This is a genomic window from Hansschlegelia beijingensis (assembly GCF_014196425.1).
In the GTDB taxonomy this organism is placed as follows: domain Bacteria; phylum Pseudomonadota; class Alphaproteobacteria; order Rhizobiales; family Methylopilaceae; genus Methylopila; species Methylopila beijingensis.
In genome coordinates this window covers 620,878-638,341 of the sequence record NZ_JACIDR010000002.1, presented here as the reverse complement: position 1 = coordinate 638,341, position 17,464 = coordinate 620,878, and the positions used below count along the sequence as shown (strand labels likewise).

Annotated in this window: 16 protein-coding genes; 7 read left to right on the top strand and 9 right to left on the bottom strand. The window is 70.8% G+C overall.

Annotated features, from left to right (window positions below; translation table 11 throughout):
- Positions 1-74 precede the first annotated feature (74 nt).
- On the bottom strand, positions 75-1,544 hold the full coding sequence (locus GGR24_RS09540) for a sulfatase-like hydrolase/transferase (protein ID WP_183395094.1): 1,470 nt from the start codon (positions 1,542-1,544) through the stop codon (positions 75-77).
- Positions 1,541-2,923, bottom strand: coding sequence for a capsular polysaccharide export protein, LipB/KpsS family (locus tag GGR24_RS09535; protein WP_183395093.1), 1,383 nt, complete (start codon positions 2,921-2,923; stop codon positions 1,541-1,543). Before GGR24_RS09535 ends, GGR24_RS09540 begins: the two co-directional genes overlap by 4 nt.
- A 401-nt stretch (positions 2,924-3,324) precedes the next feature.
- Between GGR24_RS09535 and GGR24_RS09530 the strand changes: the two genes are divergently transcribed.
- From GGR24_RS09530 to GGR24_RS09520, 3 genes are read left to right on the top strand one after another with little or no spacing between them, the layout of a single operon-like run.
- Entirely contained in the window at positions 3,325-4,629 is a 1,305-nt protein-coding gene (locus GGR24_RS09530; RefSeq protein ID WP_183395092.1) for a capsule polysaccharide biogenesis protein, read from the top strand.
- Positions 4,626-5,417: an SDR family NAD(P)-dependent oxidoreductase gene (locus tag GGR24_RS09525; protein ID WP_183395091.1), complete on the top strand. Its 792-nt coding sequence runs from the start codon at positions 4,626-4,628 to the stop codon at positions 5,415-5,417. Before GGR24_RS09530 ends, GGR24_RS09525 begins: the two co-directional genes overlap by 4 nt.
- Positions 5,418-5,422: 5 nt before the next feature.
- Positions 5,423-7,093, top strand: coding sequence for a thiamine pyrophosphate-binding protein (locus GGR24_RS09520; RefSeq protein WP_183395090.1), 1,671 nt, complete (start codon positions 5,423-5,425; stop codon positions 7,091-7,093).
- Between the two features lie 3 nt (positions 7,094-7,096).
- On the opposite strand, the gene GGR24_RS09515 is transcribed toward GGR24_RS09520, so the two are convergent.
- The 4 genes from GGR24_RS09515 to GGR24_RS09500 form a co-directional block, all read right to left on the bottom strand.
- Entirely contained in the window at positions 7,097-7,858 is a 762-nt protein-coding gene (locus GGR24_RS09515; RefSeq protein WP_183395089.1) for a pyrimidine 5'-nucleotidase, read from the bottom strand.
- Positions 7,859-7,963: 105 nt separating this feature from the next.
- Positions 7,964-8,284 (bottom strand): hypothetical protein, encoded by a 321-nt coding sequence (locus GGR24_RS09510; RefSeq protein ID WP_183395088.1) that lies wholly within the window; start codon positions 8,282-8,284, stop codon positions 7,964-7,966.
- 8 nt (positions 8,285-8,292) lie between these two features.
- On the bottom strand, positions 8,293-9,189 hold the full coding sequence (gene argB, locus GGR24_RS09505; RefSeq protein ID WP_183395087.1) for an acetylglutamate kinase: 897 nt from the start codon (positions 9,187-9,189) through the stop codon (positions 8,293-8,295).
- 73 nt (positions 9,190-9,262) lie between these two features.
- Positions 9,263-11,386: a putative bifunctional diguanylate cyclase/phosphodiesterase gene (locus tag GGR24_RS09500; RefSeq protein WP_183395086.1), complete on the bottom strand. Its 2,124-nt coding sequence runs from the start codon at positions 11,384-11,386 to the stop codon at positions 9,263-9,265.
- 191 nt (positions 11,387-11,577) lie between these two features.
- On the opposite strand from GGR24_RS09500, the gene galE reads away from it, so the two are divergent.
- Positions 11,578-12,594, top strand: a complete 1,017-nt coding sequence (galE, locus tag GGR24_RS09495; RefSeq protein WP_183395085.1) for a UDP-glucose 4-epimerase GalE — start codon at positions 11,578-11,580, stop codon at positions 12,592-12,594.
- A gap of 19 nt (positions 12,595-12,613) precedes the next feature.
- Here galE and GGR24_RS09490 read toward each other — a convergent pair whose 3' ends face one another.
- Positions 12,614-12,778, bottom strand: a complete 165-nt coding sequence (locus tag GGR24_RS09490; protein ID WP_183395084.1) for a Thivi_2564 family membrane protein — start codon at positions 12,776-12,778, stop codon at positions 12,614-12,616.
- Between the two features lie 128 nt (positions 12,779-12,906).
- Positions 12,907-13,416, bottom strand: coding sequence for a DUF2244 domain-containing protein (locus GGR24_RS09485; RefSeq protein ID WP_183395083.1), 510 nt, complete (start codon positions 13,414-13,416; stop codon positions 12,907-12,909).
- A gap of 21 nt (positions 13,417-13,437) precedes the next feature.
- Here GGR24_RS09485 and nth point away from each other — a divergent pair, with 21 nt between their 5' ends.
- Positions 13,438-14,187, top strand: a complete 750-nt coding sequence (nth, locus tag GGR24_RS09480; protein ID WP_183395082.1) for an endonuclease III — start codon at positions 13,438-13,440, stop codon at positions 14,185-14,187.
- A gap of 14 nt (positions 14,188-14,201) precedes the next feature.
- Here the strand turns inward: nth and GGR24_RS09475 are convergent, their stop codons facing one another.
- A complete protein-coding gene (locus tag GGR24_RS09475; RefSeq protein ID WP_183395081.1) occupies positions 14,202-15,503 on the bottom strand; it encodes an MFS transporter in 1,302 nt (433 codons plus the stop codon).
- 200 nt (positions 15,504-15,703) lie between these two features.
- On the opposite strand from GGR24_RS09475, the gene GGR24_RS09470 reads away from it, so the two are divergent.
- Together GGR24_RS09470 and hisD are read left to right on the top strand one after the other, a co-directional pair.
- Positions 15,704-16,147, top strand: a complete 444-nt coding sequence (locus GGR24_RS09470) for a DUF2948 family protein (protein ID WP_183395080.1) — start codon at positions 15,704-15,706, stop codon at positions 16,145-16,147.
- 6 nt (positions 16,148-16,153) lie between these two features.
- Positions 16,154-17,452, top strand: a complete 1,299-nt coding sequence (hisD, locus tag GGR24_RS09465; protein WP_183395079.1) for a histidinol dehydrogenase — start codon at positions 16,154-16,156, stop codon at positions 17,450-17,452.
- The last annotated feature ends 12 nt before the right edge of the window (positions 17,453-17,464 follow it).

The window sequence follows — 17,464 nt, the reverse complement described above, 5'->3', positions numbered from 1 at the left end:
GGCCCTTCGCCACATTGATGACGCAGCTTGGCGAGCTGCGTGAGATGTTTTGGCAACAGCCCGAGGACTCAGCCTCAACTTTGAGCAAGAAGAAGCCGGCTCAGGGCCTCGATGCTCGTATCTTGGCGTTCGCCGCCTCCGATGGAGGCGGCCCGGGAATCCCAGAGGACATAATCCGAACAGCGCCTGTCCGGCATCTCGGGATGGAGCGTCCGGGCCGGCGCATGGTCTCCGTAGACGCAGAGCAGACCTCCGCCGGGCCGATTCGAGAGCGCCCGGGCGACGTCGGCGATCATGCGGTCGGCGTTCTCCAGGTGCCGCGCATATTGCTGCGCCGGGTCGGGCAGCCCTGCGAGCCGCCCCGGCCCCCATGGCCCGTGGTTCTCCATCGTGACGACGAACAGGAAGGTCGGTGCGCGCGCGGCCTTGATCTCGGCCGCCACAGCCTCCGCGACCGCGGCGTCCGCCACATAGGGCCCGAATCGCGCCGCCCCCGCGAAGGCCTCGCGGTCGACGAAGCGCTCGAAGCCGAGCGCCGGCATGAGCCTGTCACGGTCGAAGAAGCGGCGGTCGTAAGGGTGCATGAACACCGTGCGCCGCCCGGCCGCCGCGTAGCGGCGCGCGAGCGAGGCGTCCGCGTAAGCCTCCGCGGTGAGGTAGGGATCGTAGGCGTCGAGGCCGAGCGCCGGGCGTGGCAGACCGGTGAGGAACGCGAATTCGCTCCGCATCGTATAGGCGCCCTCGGCCGGCACCTCGCATCGGCCCCAGGCGAGGCTCCGCTCCGTGAGCTGCCGGTAGCCCGGCAGGGCCGGTCCCGGCAGCCCGCGCGACGCCAGGTCGACGAAGCTCTCACACTGGATCGCGACGATCAGCGGCGGGCCGGCGCGGGCCGGCGTGACCGCGGGCGCAGAGAGGATCGCATCCCGGGCCTGCTGCGACGGCCGCTGCTTCCGGCGCCAGACGAGCCAATGCGCCAACATGCTGGCCCCGAGCCCGAGGCGCGCTTCTTCGGTGGCCGGGTCGGGCGCGGCCGGCACGAGCGGCTCCGCTGCGCGGGCGACCGGGGCGCTCAACAGCGCGACAAGAAGCAGCGCGGTCAGCACGGCGGGTCCGAGCGCCAGGATGGCTCCGCCGCTCGGCAGGATCGAGGGCTCGACCGCAAACCAGGCGGCCGTCGCGGCGATCAGGGCCGCGAAGCCGGCGAGCGCGCGCGGCTCCGCGAGCCGCTCCGCGTAGTAGAGCCGCGGATGCCGGATCGCGTTCCGCACCAGCGCGAAGTCGGAGAAGATCAGCGGCTCGCCCAGGATGCGCCGCTTGATCGCGGAGCCGGCCCCGAACAGGCCGCAGACGGTGACGGTCACGAAGGCCGCGTGCCATGGCCGCCAGGACAGCGAGAACGCCGCAAGAAACAGCACGGCGTGAAGCGCCAGGCGGAACGCCAGGGCGCGCGCCGGCGCCCTGAACGAGGCGAGGCTCGGCGGCCACGTCTCGACGACGAGCGACGCCAGGAAGGACGCGACGAAAGCGAACAGGAATCCGGTCACGGAAGCCGCCGAGCGATCGGCCCGAGAAGCCGGTGACGCGCCAGCGCATAGGCGTGGCGCAGCCGCGCCGCCGTGGCGCCGCGCCAGGTCCGCGTCCGGGCGCGCGCCGCCGACAGCCGGTCGAGCGCCGTCTCGGGCCCGCAGGGAAGGCCGGTGACGGGGTCGCGATACAGCGGGTAGAGGATCAACGTCGCGGCGACCAGTTCATCGAGGGTGCGCCGGACGCCGCGGCGTGGATGGGCCGCGAGATCCTCCGTCAGGCCCCAGCCGGCGTAGAACGGGGCCCCGTGCGTGGTGACGGAGAGGCCGCGCAGAAGCGCCTCGAAGCCGGACAGCGAGGTCATCGTCTCCACCGAGTCGCATTGCGGATAAAGGGCGGCGATGGAGCCTTCGGGGACGACCGCGTCCGCAAGCCCGAGATCGTCCGGCGAAACCGCGCCACGCCGGTAGCCGGCGACGACGTCGGGATGCGGCTTGTAGACGATGAAGGCGTCCGGGTGGCGGGCGCGGGCGGCGGCGAGCAGAGCCCGATTCGTGCGGATCGCCCCGGCCCCGCGGAGAATGGAGGCGTCGTCCTCGACCTGGCCGGGCACCAGCACCCCGCGCCGGCCTTCCGGCACCACGCGATCGGCGTCGACGCCGACATTGTATTTCGTGAAGTTCTCCGCAACGAGCCGGCGACGCAGGCGGGAGGCCCGCTCCACGAGCTCGGGCGGGATTTCGGCTTCCCGCAGCAGCGTCTCGAGATCGCTCGGGCCCGACGGATCATAATAGACGCCGCTGTCGTCCAGCACGAGCGAGACCGCCTCGATGAACGCGGCGCCGAGCCCGACCGACCGGAGAAAGCCGTCCTCCAGCCGCGCCAGCGGGGCCCCGGCCTCGCGCGCCGCGCGTTCCGCCGCGACCACGTCGCGCGACGCCCATGTCACGACCCGGCCGGAGCCGGCGCGGGCCGCGGCCGCAGCGTCCGCAGCGCGGCCAACAAAGACCGGAGGTCCGTTCGGCCCGTCGAGGAAGGCCGTGACCGCGGGACGCTTCCAGCGCGTGATCCCGACGGCGTAGGAGCGCCGCGACGTCTTCGCCCGATGGCGCAGGATATCGCCCGCGATCTCGAGCGCGCGCTCGATCGGAATGCGCCTGCGGTCGTAGGGGTCGAGCCATACGAGACGAGGGTCCGCGCCGTCGAAGTCTCCGGCGACCGTCAGTTCGCCCGGCGGGGCGGCGGCGACCAGCCTGGCCACCGCCGAGGCGACGAAGGCCGGGTCGACCGGAGCGCCCGGGCCCGGACCCGCAGGCAGTCCGTCCACTGCGTAACACAGCGGGCGGCCCGCCCGATCGAGGACGGAGAGGCGAACCGGCCCCGGCCAGAGCTTGAGCAAAGGGATCCGTTTTGCGGCTGCGAAGGCCTCAGCGCGTTCGAGCGAAGCGTCGCCGCCTGTCGTCGCGACCGCGCGGATCGTTCGCCGCGCGGTTCCAAAACGATACGCCCGAAGATCCGCGATCGCCTCGGCGTCTTGGGGCCGATCCCGCAAACGGCTGGAGATGATTGCCACTCTGCCCGGCGTGTGGTTCAAATGGCGAGTCCGACGTCTCTCTAGCTTCTGATGGTTGCTCCAGCGCTACCGGTCCGGCCGTGGCGTTGCAACGGGCAATCTGAGGTTTCCCCGGCGCCGACCTACAAGGGACGCCTTCGCATTTGCGAAAAGAGAAACGACGGGTGTGGGGCAGCGATAAGGACGGGGCGACGCGCGTTTTGCGGAACGCTCCGGGCAGGCGACCGATGATCGACGGCGGGAACGACGTTCGGAGGCGGCCGCAGCGCACGTTCCTGTTCCTGCAGGGACTCGCGTCGCCGTTCTTCAAGCGTCTCGGCAAGGCCCTGAAGCAGCAGGGCTACGGCGTCGAGCGCATCAATCTCAATCTCGGCGACAGGCTGTTCTGGGGCATGCCCGGTTCGGTCGACTATCGTGGTCGCTTCGAGGGCTGGCGCGGCTTCCTTTCGGCCTTCATGGACACGCGCGGCGTCACCGATCTCGTGCTGTTCGGCGACGGGCGGCCGTATCACCGCGTCGCCATCGCCACCGCGCAGCTGCGCGGCGTCGACGTCCATGTCTTCGAGGAAGGCTATTTCCGCCCGAACTGGATCACCATGGAGGCGGGAGGCGTGAACGGCTTCTCGAGCCTTCCGCGGGATCCGGAGACCATCCGCCGCCTCGCCGCGGAACTGCCCGATCCGCCTCGACCGCGCCCTATCCAGGGAAGCATGCCGACCCGCTCGCTGTGGGACGTGGTCTACAACAGCGCCAATATGGGCTTCCCGTACCTGTATCCCGGCTATCGGCGCTATCGGCCGAACCACCCGCTGGTGGAGTATGCAGGCTGGATCGGGCGCCTGATGCGCCGCAAGGCGGAAGCGCGCCGCGCGGCGGCCGCGCAAGCTGCGCTGACGGCCAATGGCCAGCGCTATTTCATGCTGCCGCTGCAGCTCGACAGCGACTACCAGATCCGCCTGCATTCGCCGTTCAGCGCGATGACCGAGGTCGTCGACTTCGTCGCCCGGTCGTTCGCCGCGCACGCCGCCCCGGACGCCCATCTGGTCGTCAAGCTGCACCCTCTCGACAACGGCCTCGTCAACCGGCGGCGCGCGACGCACATCACGGCGCAGCGCACGGGTCTTGGCGACCGCCTCGTCTACGTGGACGGCGGCAACAATCCGCGGCTGATCGACGGCGCGAGCGGCGTGGTGGTGGTGAACAGCACGATGGGCACGCTCGCGATCGAGCGCGGGCGGCCGACCATCGCGCTCGGTCAGGCGATCTACGACCTCCCGGGGCTCACCCATCAGGGCTCGCTCGAAAGCTTCTGGCGCGACCCCACCCCTCCGGACCTCGAGTTCGCGGCGGCCTTCCGCAAGGTCGTCGCCGCGCGGACGCAGATCAACGGCGGCTTCTACTCGCGCGAAGCCATCGAGATCGCCGTCGCCAACGCCATGGCCCGGTTGGTGGGGCCCGCGCCCGCCGTGTCGCTCGCCTGGACGAGCGAGAACGCCTTCCGCGAAGCTGGCGCTCCGGTACCTGGCGAGTGATTCAGGCGTCTCCGCAGTCTGTCGTGGTCACCGGAGGGGGCCGCGGGATCGGCGCTGCGCTGGCGCGCGCCTACGCCGCTCCGGGGGTCGCCCTCCTGCTGATCGGGCGGGATGCGGAACGGCTCGCCGGAACCGCCGCGGAATGCCGCGCCCAGGGCGCTGCGGTCGAGACCGCGGCGGTCGACGTGATCGACGCGGAAGGGCTCGCCAGGGTTCTGCTGGCGTTCGACGCCGCCCATCCGGTCGACCTGCTGATCGCCAACGCGGGAGTTTCGGGCGGCCTGCAGGACGACCGCCGCATGGAGACCTTCCAGAGCGCTCAGCGCCAGATCAGGGTGAATCTCGAGGGCGCGGTCGCCACCGCGACGCCGCTGATCGAGCCGATGCGGGCGCGCCGGCGGGGCCAGATCGTTCTGATGAGCTCGCTCGCTGCGCTGCAGCCGATCGGCGACACCGCAGCCTATTCGGCCTCGAAGGCCGGCATCCTGGTCTGGGGCGAGGCGCTGGCCGACTTCCTGGCCGCCGACGGCGTCGGCGTGAGCGTGGTCTGCCCCGGCTTCGTCACGAGCGACATGAGCGCGCGCTATCTGGGGCCGAAGCCGTTCGAGATGTCCGCGGATGACGCGGCGGCGCTGATCCGCCGCCGGCTCGCCCGGGGACATGAGCTGATCGCGTTCCCCTGGCAGATGGTGGCGGCGATCCGCGTCGGCCGCCTGCTGCCGCGCAGGCTGCTGAGGTACATCCTGGGTCGCGTGCCGGTCACGATCGCGGCCGACAAATACGGTTGAGGCCGATGGCGGCTCTCCATACCGGCGCCGAAATCCTGGTGAACGCGCTGCTCGCGAACGGCCTGTCGACGGGCTTCGGCGTGCCGGGCGAGAGCTATCTCGGCGTGCTCGAGGCGATGCGCGCCCGGGCCTTCGACTTCGTGGTCTGCCGGCAGGAAGGCGGCGCGGCCATGATGGCGGACGCGGCCGGACGGCTGACCGGCAAGCCGGGGCTCTGCTTCGTCACCCGCGGGCCCGGCGCGGCGAACGCCATGAGCGGCCTCCATGTCGCAAGCCAGGATTCGACGCCGCTCATCCTGTTCGTCGGCCAGGTCGCGCGCGGCTTCCGGGGCCGGGAGGCGTTCCAGGAGCTGGACGTGCGCGCGGTCTTCGGGTCGATGGCGAAGTGGGCCATCGAGATCGACGACCCCGCCCGGGTCCCTGAATTCGTGGCGCGCGCGGTCCGCACGGCCTGTCAGGGCCGTCCCGGACCCGTGGTGATCGGGCTGCCGGAAGACATGCTGGCGGAGGCCGCGGCGGTCGCCGACGCGCCCCCGGTGGCGCCCGCGGAGACCTGGCCCGGCCTCGCCGACATGGCGCGGCTGCAGAAGATGCTATGGGCGGCGGAGCGACCGGTCGCGCTGATCGGCGGCTCGCGCTGGTCGGCGGCCGCGGTCGCGAGCCTCGCGCGGTTCGCCGAGCGCTTCCGCCTGCCGGCGGCCGTCACCTTCCGGCGGCAGATGCTGTTCGCGGCCGATCACCCGTGCTTCGCCGGAGACCTCGGCATCGCGCCGAATCCGAAGCTCGTCGCGCGGGTGCGCGAGGCGGATCTCGTGCTGCTGATCGGCGGCCGGCTCAGCGAGGTTCCGAGCCAGTCCTACGACCTTCTGGAGGTCCCCTTCCCCCGGCAGACGCTGGTCCACGTCCACCCGGACCCCGAGGAGCTCGGGCGGGTGTACCAGCCGGCGCTCGCCATCAACGCCTCGCCGATCGCGTTCGCGTCCGCCCTCGAAGCTCTCCAGCCGCCGCAGAGCCTGCCATGGTCGCAGCTGACGGCGGTCGCGCATGACGAGTACCTCGAATGGTCCGGCGCGGTTCCGGAGCATCCCGGCGCGGTCCAGATGGCGGAGGTCGTCGCGGCCCTGAACGCCCTGCCGCGCGACGCGGTCCTGACCAACGGCGCCGGCAATTACGCGGGCTGGCTTCATCGCTTCCGGCGCTTCAACGGCTACGGAACGCAGGCCGCCCCGGCCTCGGGCTCGATGGGTTACGGCCTGCCGGCCGCGATCGCCGCCAAGCGGCTCTTTCCGGAGCGCGAGGTCGTGGCGGTCGCGGGCGACGGCTGCTTCATGATGACCTGCCAGGAGCTCGCGACCGCCGTGCAGCACGGCCTCGCGGTCATCGTCCTGGTCATAGACAACGGCCAGTACGGCACGATCCGGATGCATCAGGAGCGGGAGTTCCCCGGCCGCCCGTTCGCCACCGGGCTGCACAGCCCGGACTTCGCCGCGCTGGCGCGGGCATGCGGCGCCGCGGGGTTCACGGTCTCGGCGCGCGGCGCGTTCGCCGACGCGTTCGCTGAGGCGCGCGCCTGCTCCGGGCCGGCGCTGGTGCATGTCCGGCTGGACCCGGACGCGCTGTCACCGACCGCGACGCTCGAGGGCGTGCGGAGCGCCGCCAGGGCGGCCGGACGCTGACGCCTACTCCGAGGCCACGATCGCGAGCGCGGTGAGGAAGCCCGGGAGATCGTCGGTCATGTGATCGACATGCGGCGCCGGCGACGCGTCGTCGGAGGCGGTGAGCCGCTCCAGGCCTTCGGGTTCGCCGCCCCTCGGCGTGACCAGCACCGTCCGCATCCCGAGGCTATGGGGGACCACCAGATTCGTCGACAGGTCCTCGAACATCGCGGCCCTGTCCGGAACGACGCCATGCAGCTTCAGGAAGGCGTCGTAGGCCGCATGCTCTGGCTTCGGCACGAAGCCCGCGGCGGCGATGTCGAAGACGTCCTCGAACAGGTCCGCGACGCCGAGCCGGGCGATGACGCTCTCGGCGTGCCGTCTCGAGCCGTTGGTGAGAACGAAACGCCGCCCCGGCAGCCGCGCGATCCCGGCCGCAAGCTCCGGGGCCGGGACGAGCACCGAATGGTCGATGTCATGCACGAAGGCGAGGAAGTCGGCCGGGTCGAGGCCTTCCTCGGCCATCAGGCCGCGCAGCGTGGTGCCGTGCTTGCGGTAGTAATGCTTCTGCAGCGCGCGCGCCGACAGGCCGTCGATGTCGTAGTGATGCGCGATATAGGCGGTGATCTTCGCGTCGATCTGGTCGAACAGCCGCGACGAGGCCGGATAGAGCGTGTTGTCCAGGTCGAAGACCCAGGTCTCGACATGGTCGAAGCCCTTCGCCTCGGCCCGGAGCGCGTGCTCCTTCAGAGCGGCGAAGGAATCCGGATCGGGAATGCGGTTCATGAATGGCTGGCGTCTTTCAGCGATGTCCGTCCCTGCAGTCTGGGCGCGCTGTATGACGAACATGTTGTCGCGACGCAGCGGCTTTTCCAGGGCCGCGCAGAAGGCTCAGCGGAGCGCCAGATCCGCATACCCTACCGCGACCGCGAGCGCGTAGCTCACCGGCGAGGGCGCGCCTGTCAGGACCAGCAGAACCAGCGAAAGCGCGATCCAGAGACCCGCCACGATCCTCGGCCCCTGCTGGAAGTAGACCACCGCGACCAGCAGGTGGACGACCGCGAGCAGGTTCTGCGGCACGCCTGACCAGAGCGAGGGCAGCAGAAAGAGCGCGAGGCCGACGCCCGCCATCGCGGTCGCGAACTCCGCGACCGAGCGACGCCGGGGCTGGGCGTCCGGAGCGGCGGGTCGCTTGAAGGGGACGACCGACATGAGGCGGCTCAGCGCGTGACGAGCGTGCCGGCGCCGCCCGGCGTCAGCAGTTCGATCAGCACCGCGTGAGGCTGCTTGCCGTCGAGGATGACCACGCCCTCGACGCCGCGCTCGACCGCATAGATGCAGGTCTCGACCTTCGGGATCATGCCGCCCGAGATGGTGCCGTCGGCGATCAGCCGCCGCGCCTCCTCGACCGAGAGCTCGTGGATCAGGTTCTTGTCCCGATCGAGCACCCCCGGCACATCCGTCAGCATCAGCAGGCGCTTGGCTTTCACGGCGCCTGCGATCGCGCCAGCGAAGGTGTCCGCGTTGACGTTGTAGGTCTGGGGACCGTCGGTCGCCGTCGCCACCGGCGCGACGACCGGAATGAAATCCGAGGCGATCACCCAGTCGAGCACCGTGCGGTCCACGCGCTCCGGCTCGCCCACGAAGCCGAGATCCACCACCTCCTCCTGGCCGGTGGCCGGATTGATGATCGTGCGGCTCACCTTGCGGGCCGCCACCATGCCGCCGTCCTTGCCCGAGAGACCGATGGCCCGGCCGCCTTCAGCGTTGATCGACGCCACGATCTGCTTGTTGATCGAGCCGGCGAGGATCATCTCGACGATGTCGACCGTGTCCCTGTCGGTCACCCGCAGGCCGGCCTTGAACTCGCTCTTGATGCCGAGCCGGTCCAGCATGCCGCCGATCTGTGGCCCGCCGCCATGGACCACGACCGGGTTGATGCCGACCTCCTTGAGGATCGCCACGTCCTGCGCGAACCAGCGCGCCGCGTTGGCGTCGCCCATGGCGTTGCCGCCATACTTCACCACGACGGTCGCCGCGTCGTAGCGCTGCATGTAGGGCAGCGCCTCGACGAGGATGCGCGCGGTGTCGTGCGGATCAGGGACGCTGGCGGTCATCGGCTCGCTCGGGCTATGGGGCCGGCGGGCGTTCTAGACGCTTCGGCGCGACGCCTCAATGAGGCCCGGCGTTTCAGCTCGCCATCAGGGCGCCGACGCCCCAGTGCGGGACGGCGGAAGGCCCCGGCGCCGCGCGGTCCGCGAGCGCGCGCAGCTCCGCGACCAGGCGGTTCGCGTACCAGGCCTCGAAGGCGTCCGCCGACATCGGCCGGCCGAACAAATAGCCCTGCGCATAGGTGCAGCCGTGGCTTACGACGAAGTCCAGCTGTTCCTCAGTCTCGACGCCCTCCGCGACGGTCTCGACGCCGAGATTGTCCGCCATGCCGATGACGGTGCCGACCACGACGCGGGCGGCCGGCGCGTTCAGCGCGTCGAGCACGAAGGCTCGGTCGATCTTCAGCACGTCGAACGGCAGCTGAGTGAGCGTCGCGAGGTTGGAGTAGCCGGTCCCGAAATCGTCGATCGCGATCCGCACCCCGGCCGCCTTGAGCGGCGCGAGTTCGCGGGCGGCGTGCTCGGGATCGCCCATCGCGGCGCTCTCGGTGATCTCGAGCTCGATGCGGGACGGGTCGGCCCCGGCCGCGCGGATGATCTCGAGCGCGCTTTCGCCGAAGCGGGGGTTGCGGAACTGCAGGGTCGAGACGTTGACCGCCACCCGGAGCGGCATGCCGCGGGCGGTCCAGCCGGCGCAGACCCGGCTCGCCTCGGCGAGCACGAAGCGTCCCAGCTGCTCGACCAGGCCGCACTCCTCGGCGAGCGTCACGAACTCCGTCGGGGGCACCAGGCCCCGGATCGGGTGCCGCCACCGCACGAGCGCTTCCGCCCCGGAGACGACCCCCGGCTTGAGCGCGATCTGCGGCTGGAAGTGGACCTCGAGCTCGTTCTGGTCGAGCGCGCGGCGCAGGTCCTCCTCGAGCCTGAGCCGGCCATAGGCGAGCTGGTTCAGGCCGGCGTCGGCGGCGCGCACGCTTTGCGGGCCGGCCGACCGCGCCGCCGACAGCGCCGCGGAGGCGCTGCGCAGCAGGCCATCGGCTTCATCCCCGTCGTCGGGGCCGATCGCGATCCCGATCGCGAGGCTCAGGGTCACGAAATGCTCGCCGACCGGCATCGGCGCCTCGAAAGCCTCGACGGCGCGCCGCGCAAGCTGCTCGGCGGCCTCGCCGTCGGCTCCGAGCGCGAGCATGGCGAATCCCGAGTCCGAGATGCGGGCGAGGAACACCGAGTCCGCGCCCGCCTGGGCGAGACCGGCATGCGCCCATCCGGCGGACGCCATCCGCAGCCTGTCGGCTGCGCCAAGGATCGCGTCGTCGCCGCGCTGCTGGCCCAGTCCGGCGGCGACGCGGGCGAGACCCACCACCTCGACCCGCAGCAGCGCCAGCTTGCGTCCGACCTGCAACGCCGCGGTCAGACGGCTCGTCAGGCTGCCGCGGTTCGGCAGGCGGGTCAGGGGATCATCGAAGGTCAGCCGGTGCAGCGCATCCGCGTTCTCGGCGAGGTTGCGGGCGATCGACAGATGGGCCCTCGCAAGCGCTCCGATCTCGTCCCGCCGCTCGCCGGCGCGCCGCAACTCGTCTTCGGCCGCGCCGGGACGCGTCACGGCGCGCGTCAGCGCGCGCAGCGGGGCCGCGACACGGTCGATCAGCAACGCCGCGAGCGGGAGAAGCACGGCGAGCAGAGCGAGCGCGGCGAGCGCGGCCCGCGCGATCATCCCGCGCATCGCGGCGTAGGCCTCGCTCAGGGAGCGCCCGACGTGAACGGTGACGGGGCTTCCGTCGGACAACATGGCGGGAGCCGCCGCATGGGCGAAGCCGCGCTCCACTGTCAGCGCCGCCGCGCCAGCCTGGAGGGAGTCGGAAAGCGTGTCAGGCGCCGGGGCCGAAGGCGGCGCTCCGGCGAGAATCGCGCCGTCGGAGCCGACCACATAGCCGTAGTCGAGGAATGCGGCTTCGCTGAGCTGGCTGAACCGCGCGGGCGTCACGTCCTGCCCGATCGCGGTCGCGAGCCGCTGGGCCGCGGCCGCGAGGTCTCGCTCGATCGACGAGATCGCCGCGTCGCGGAGATAGAGCCCGCTCGTGATGATGGCGGCGGCCGCGACCAGCGTGAGAGCCCCGCCCAGGAAGAGAGTCGAGCGCGCCGCCAGGCCCCGCCACCAGCGATCTTCAGAACCGCCGGCGCCGGGCCGGTTGGCGTATGGCATGCGCCCTGCGCTCCTCGGCGTCGCGAACCTCAGGAGAAAATACCGCCAGCATCGTGAATCAATCGTTATCGTCGATCGCTAACGGCCCCGAAGCCCGGACGCTCCGGTGTCCCCGGTGATCGTCGCAATGAAATGGAAATGGCGTCGCGCTAAGGTGCGACGCTGGGGGCTCGGCTCGTGGAGGGGACGACATGACGGTGCTCATCACCGGCGGCGCCGGCTATATCGGCTCGCATATGGTTCTCGCCCTGCGCGACGCGGGCGAGTCGGTGGTGGTGCTGGACGACCTTTCGACGGGCTTCCGCGAAGCCGTGCCGGCGGACGTGCCGCTAGTGGTCGGAGACGTCGCGGACCGGGCGCTCGTGCTGGGGCTGGCGGCGACCCACGCCATCGACGCGGTGGTGCATTTCGCAGCCCGGATCTCGGCGCCGGAGTCGGTGCGCGATCCGTTCGGCTACTACGCCGCCAACACCGCCAAGACGACTTCGCTGCTGGCGGCGCTCACCGACGCGGGCGTGCGTCGCGTGATCTTCTCATCCACCGCGGCGGTTTACGGGCTGGCGCCGCCGACGCCGACCTCCGAGACCGCCCCAACGGACCCGGCTTCCCCGTATGGGGCTTCGAAGCTGATGTCCGAGCGCGTGTTGCGCGACGGGGCGGCGGCGCATGGCCTGTCCTATGTCGCGCTGCGCTATTTCAACGTCGCGGGCGCCGATCATCAACTGCGGTCGGGCCAGCGCTCGCCCGGCGCATCGAACCTCATCACCGTCGCCACCCGGGCCGCGCTCGGGCTGAACGAGGGCCTGTCGATCTTCGGGACCGACCTGCCGACGCCCGATGGCACGGGCGTGCGCGACTACATCCATGTCTCCGATCTCGCCGAGGCGCATCTGGCCGCGCTCCGGCACCTGCGCGACGGCGGAGCGAGCCAGACGCTCAATTGCGGCTACGGCTGGGGCTATTCTGTCCGGCAGGTCGTGGAGGCGGTGCGGCGCGTTTCGGGAAACGAGTTCCCGGTGACGGAGAGGCCGCCGCGCGACGGAGACCCCTACGTCTCGGTGGCCGACGCCAGCCTGATCCAGGACATCCTGGGCTGGCGGCCGCAGCGCGCGGACCTCGATCTGATCGTCGGCGACGCGCTGCGGTGGGAGCAGTTCTGGTGGAGCGACGAGGCGCGCCGCTCCTGGCTATCGAGCGGACGCGCCTGAGTGCTGCGAAGTTCGCGGATCAGAATACTGCGAGATATTTCAGCAGCGAGATGATGCCGATGATGATGACGATGATCCGGATGATCTGCTTCGCCCGGCCGTCGATCGGCAGCATTCCGATGAGATAGAGAACCAAGAAGATCACCAGAATGGTGATCAGAATGCCGATGAGTGGCCCTTCCATTTCTCGTCATCCTTTGCGGCGAGAACTATTCGGGGTTGGGTGGGAAACGTCGGCTCGCTCCCGATTACGCGCCGTCGTGACGTGAAAACGCCCGGCCGCGGAATCCGTTCCGGAATGTCTTCCTTGGTCTAAAGGGCCGTTCGCGGCCCCGCCTTGGCGTTGGCCAGCGCGCGGCCGAACGCGTCCGCGAATTCCGCCCGCTCATGCGGAGACAGGGCGCCGCCGACATCGATGCGATCATTGCGCTGCGTGACCGCGAGCCGCGTCATCCCGAAGTCCTCGTCCGTCTCGGTCTCGAGCCGGACCCAGAGCGGGTTGAAGCGCCATTCGGCGCTCGGGCCGCGAGGCGGAACGCGCCGGATCAGAAGCTCCACATAGCTCAGCGCCACCTGCTCGCAGGCGCGCGCCTCCGCGAAGTTCAGCCGGAAGGCGATCCACAGCGCCAGCACGTCGAGACCGAAGAAACCCACGACCGGCCACGCCCCCATCAGATAGAAGGGGATGCTGAGGGCGGTCGAGAGCAGTGCGAAGGCGGCCATCACGATGATGAAGCCGCGCCGCCCCAGCGAGCGGTGCGGCGTGATGACCGCCGCGAACAGTTCGCTCTCGGGATCTGGGCGACTGGCGTCCCGGCTCATGGGCCGAGTATAGGACTTGCGATGCCAGAGCGTCAGTCCTCCCCCCGCAAAAAACCGGCCGCGCCCGCGAGCGCAGGGAAGCGCACGGCTCGGCCCCGGCGCCTGCCGCCTGCGACCGTCGAGGAAATATTCCGCCGGTTCGAGGCCCGCGATCCCGAGCCCAAGGGCGAGCTCGAGCATGTGGACGCCTACACGTTGCTCGTGGCGGTCGTCCTGTCCGCTCAGGCGACTGACGCCGGCGTCAACAAGGCGACCCGAAGACTGTTCGCCGAAGCCCCCACGCCGGAAAAGATGGTCGCGCTCGGCGAGGATCGGGTGCGGGAGCTGATCAGGACGATCGGCCTCTACCGCACCAAGGCGAAGAACGTGGTCGCGCTCTCGCAGAAGCTGATCGCCGAGCATGGCGGGGCGGTGCCGCCGTCACGCACGGCGCTGGAGATGCTGCCGGGCGTCGGGCGCAAGACCGCCAACGTGGTGCTCAACACAGCTTTCGGAGAGCCGACGATCGCGGTCGACACGCATCTGTTCCGGGTCGGGAACCGCACCCGCCTGGCGCCCGGGAAGACGCCGCTCGAAGTCGAGCTCGGCCTGGAGAAGACGGTGCCGGAGCGTTACCGGAGGCACGCCCACCACTGGCTGATCCTGCACGGCCGCTATGTCTGCAAGGCGCGCAAGCCCGAGTGCCCGGCCTGCCTGATCAATGACCTCTGCCCGTTCGAGCCGAAGACCCAGCCTGCGCCGCCGCCGCGGGACCCTGCGGTCGGCGGATAGCCGGGACGGGGCGTTCAGGCGTTCTCGACTGCGAGCCGGAAGGTCCGGCGGCGGCCGATGAGCCAGAAGGCGACCGCGCTCAGGAGCGCCATCGCGGACATGTAGTAGCCGACCGCCGAGAGGCCGTAGGCGCTCGCCAGATAGGTCGCGGCGTAGGGCGCGGGCGACGCGCCCAGGATGCCGGCGAGCGTGAAGGCGAGCGAGGCGCCGGTGTAGCGCACGGCCGTCGGGAACAGCTCCGAGAGGGCGGCGCTGAGCGGCCCGTAGGTGAAGCCCATCAGGCCGAGCCCGATCGACAGGAAGAGCAGCACGCCGATCACGCCGCCCGAGCCGAACAGCGGCTCGAACAGGAAGCCGAACGCGAAGATCGCGAGGCTCGCTCCGATCAGCGCGCGTTCGGTCCCGATCCGGTCGGCGATCTTGGCCGCGACCGGGATGGTGACGCCGAAGAACACCACGCCCAGCATCTGGAGCGGCAGGAACTCGCCCTTGGAGTAGCCCAGCGCGCTGGTGCCCCAGCTCAGCGCGAACACGGTCATGAGGTAGAAGATCACGAAGGTCGCGATCGCCGCGACGGTGCCGAGGATGAGCGTCCCGGTGTGCTCGAGGAACACCGTCAGCATCGGCACCCGCACCCGCTCCTGCCGCTCGAGCGCTTTGCGGAAGGCCGGCGTCTCGGTGATCTTGAGCCGGACGTAGAGGCCGACGATCACCAGCAGCGCGCTCGCCACAAAGGGAATGCGCCAGCCATAGGAGAAGAACTGCTCATCCGTGAGCAGCGCGCCCAGGAGCAGGAAGCTGCCCGCGGAGCAGATGAAGCCGATCGGAGCGCCGAGCTGCGGAAACATGCCGTACCAGGCTTCCTTGCCCGGAGGCGCGTTCTCGGTCGCGAGCAGCACGGCGCCGCCCCACTCGCCGCCGAGTCCGAGCCCCTGGCCCAGCCGGAACAGCGCGAGCAGCAACGGCGCCGCGACGCCGATCGACGCATAGGTCGGCAGCAGCCCGATCGCGACGGTCGAGAGCCCCATCGTCATCAGGGCTGCGACCAGCGTCGCCTTGCGCCCGATACGGTCTCCGAAATGCCCGAACAGCACCGCGCCGATCGGACGCGCCAGGAAGGCGATCGCGAAGGTCGCGAAGGACTGCAGCACCGCTGAGGTCGGGTCGCTGCTCGGGAAGAACAGCTTCGGGAACACCAGCACGGCCGCGGTCGCGTAGATGTAGAAGTCGAAGAACTCGATCGTCGTGCCGATCAGGCTCGCGAACAGAACGCGGCGGGGAGAGTTCGCCGGGGCGGCTGTGACGGGCGCGGACACGGGCGACTGGCTTTCGGCGGGTTCCGGGAGAGACCAACGGCCTTAGCGCCATCCCGGCCGGCGCACAATCGTCCGGAAGGCCATGGCGAGTCGCGAGCCTGCCAGCCGACGACGGCGCAGCGCGTGGCTTGCCCGCCTCCCCTTGCCCCGCTAACTCTCCCGCTCTCGACCGCGTCCGGTCGATCAGCCCTTGCGAGCCGATGTCAGATTCCGCCGACGCGCCGCTCAAGCTTGCCGCACTCGACGCGGAGGACCTCGAGGTCCTCGCCGCGCATCTGCAGGATTTCGTGCTGAAGATCGGCGACCTCGTCTACCTGCCGGGCGAGCAGCGGCTGGCGATGGTCGGCAACCGCGCCGACCGCCGGGCGCCGGGCGAGGTCCGCCGCCGCCGCACCGCGGCCCATTTCGACCGGGTCACCCGCGTCCGCGCGAAGGGCGTCGACCGCTCCAATCCCGAGGCGGTGCTGAATCTTTTGACCATCGCCTTCGACCCGGCCGATCCGCCCTCCGGGGCGATCGACCTGCTGTTTTCGGGCGGCGCCTGCCTGCGCCTTGAGGTCGAATGCATCGAGGCGCAAGTCGCCGATCTCGGGCCCGTCTGGGCCGCCAAAGCCCCTCCCCTCCACGAAGCCGACGAGGCCTGATCCGAAATGGCGCTCCGCCTGACCGCCGCCGCCGATGACTTCTCGGCGCGCTTCGACGCCCTGCTTTCGACGAAGCGCGAGGTCTCCGAGGACGTGGACCAGGCCGTCGCGGCGATCCTGGCCGACGTCAAGGCCCGCGGCGACGCCGCCCTGATCGACCTGTCGCGCCGGTTCGACCGGGTGGACCTCGAGGCGGTCGGCATCCGGGTCGCGCCTGACGAGATCGCCGCCGCCCGCGCGGCCTGCGACGCCGAGGCGCTCGACGCCCTGACGCTGGCGCGCGACCGGATCGAGGCGCATCACCGCCGCCAGATGCCGGCCGACGAAAGCTATGTGGATCCGATCGGCGTCGAACTCGGGCATCGCTGGACGCCGGTGGACTCGGTCGGGCTTTACGTGCCGGGCGGCACCGCCGCCTATCCTTCGTCGGTGCTGATGAACGCGGTTCCGGCCAAGGTCGCGGGCGTCGAGCGGCTCGCGATGGTGGTGCCCGCGCCGGACGGCGCGCTTTCGCCGCTGGTGCTCGCGGCCGCCGAGATCGCCGGCGTCGATGAGGTGTTCCGGATCGGCGGCGCGCAGGCGGTCGGGGCGCTCGCCTATGGCACCGAGACGGTGCGGCCGGTCGCCAAGATCGTCGGGCCGGGCAACGCCTATGTGGCGGCCGCCAAGCGCCGGGTGTTCGGCACGGTCGGAATCGACATGATCGCGGGCCCGTCCGAGGTCCTGATCGTCGCGGACCATACCGGCAACCCGGACTGGATCGCCGCCGACCTGCTGGCGCAGGCCGAGCACGACGCCTCGGCGCAGTCGATCCTCATCACGGACGATCCGGAGCTCGCCGACGCGGTCGAGGCCGCCGTCGAGCGCCAGCTCACCACCCTGCCGCGCAAGGACATCGCCGCGGCCAGCTGGCGCGACTACGGGGCGATCATCGTGGTCCCGGACATCGGCGCCGCCGCGCCGCTCGCCAACCGCATCGCCGCCGAGCACCTCGAGATCATCGCCGAGGACGGCGACGCGCTGGCGCAGGCGATCCGTCACGCCGGGGCGATCTTCCTCGGCGGCCACACGCCCGAGGCGATCGGCGACTATGTCGGGGGCTCCAACCACGTGCTGCCGACCGCGCGCACCGCGCGCTTCGCCTCCGGCCTCGGAGTGCTCGACTTCCTCAAGCGGACCTCGATCCTGCGGTGCGGCCCCGAGCAGCTGCGCCTGATCGGGCCCGCGGCCGTCACCCTCGGCCGGGCCGAGGGGCTGGAAGCGCATGCGCGCTCGGTCGCGATCCGCATGAACCCGGGCGGCTGAGGGAGCGGCCCG

Bases quoted from the DNA above. Each gene is read 5' to 3' on its own strand.
- GGR24_RS09530 (WP_183395092.1), top strand. From the start codon at position 3,325: ATGATCGACGGCGGGAACGACGTTCGGAGGCGGCCGCAGCGCACGTTC.
- GGR24_RS09520 (WP_183395090.1), top strand. From the start codon at position 5,423: ATGGCGGCTCTCCATACCGGCGCCGAAATCCTGGTGAACGCGCTGCTC.
- GGR24_RS09515 (WP_183395089.1), bottom strand. From the start codon at position 7,858: ATGAACCGCATTCCCGATCCGGATTCCTTCGCCGCTCTGAAGGAGCAC.
- GGR24_RS09510 (WP_183395088.1), bottom strand. From the start codon at position 8,284: ATGTCGGTCGTCCCCTTCAAGCGACCCGCCGCTCCGGACGCCCAGCCC.
- argB (WP_183395087.1), bottom strand. From the start codon at position 9,189: ATGACCGCCAGCGTCCCTGATCCGCACGACACCGCGCGCATCCTCGTC.
- GGR24_RS09500 (WP_183395086.1), bottom strand. From the start codon at position 11,386: ATGCCATACGCCAACCGGCCCGGCGCCGGCGGTTCTGAAGATCGCTGG.
- galE (WP_183395085.1), top strand. From the start codon at position 11,578: ATGACGGTGCTCATCACCGGCGGCGCCGGCTATATCGGCTCGCATATG.
- GGR24_RS09490 (WP_183395084.1), bottom strand. From the start codon at position 12,778: ATGGAAGGGCCACTCATCGGCATTCTGATCACCATTCTGGTGATCTTC.
- GGR24_RS09485 (WP_183395083.1), bottom strand. From the start codon at position 13,416: ATGAGCCGGGACGCCAGTCGCCCAGATCCCGAGAGCGAACTGTTCGCG.
- nth (WP_183395082.1), top strand. From the start codon at position 13,438: ATGCCAGAGCGTCAGTCCTCCCCCCGCAAAAAACCGGCCGCGCCCGCG.
- GGR24_RS09470 (WP_183395080.1), top strand. From the start codon at position 15,704: ATGTCAGATTCCGCCGACGCGCCGCTCAAGCTTGCCGCACTCGACGCG.
- hisD (WP_183395079.1), top strand. From the start codon at position 16,154: ATGGCGCTCCGCCTGACCGCCGCCGCCGATGACTTCTCGGCGCGCTTC.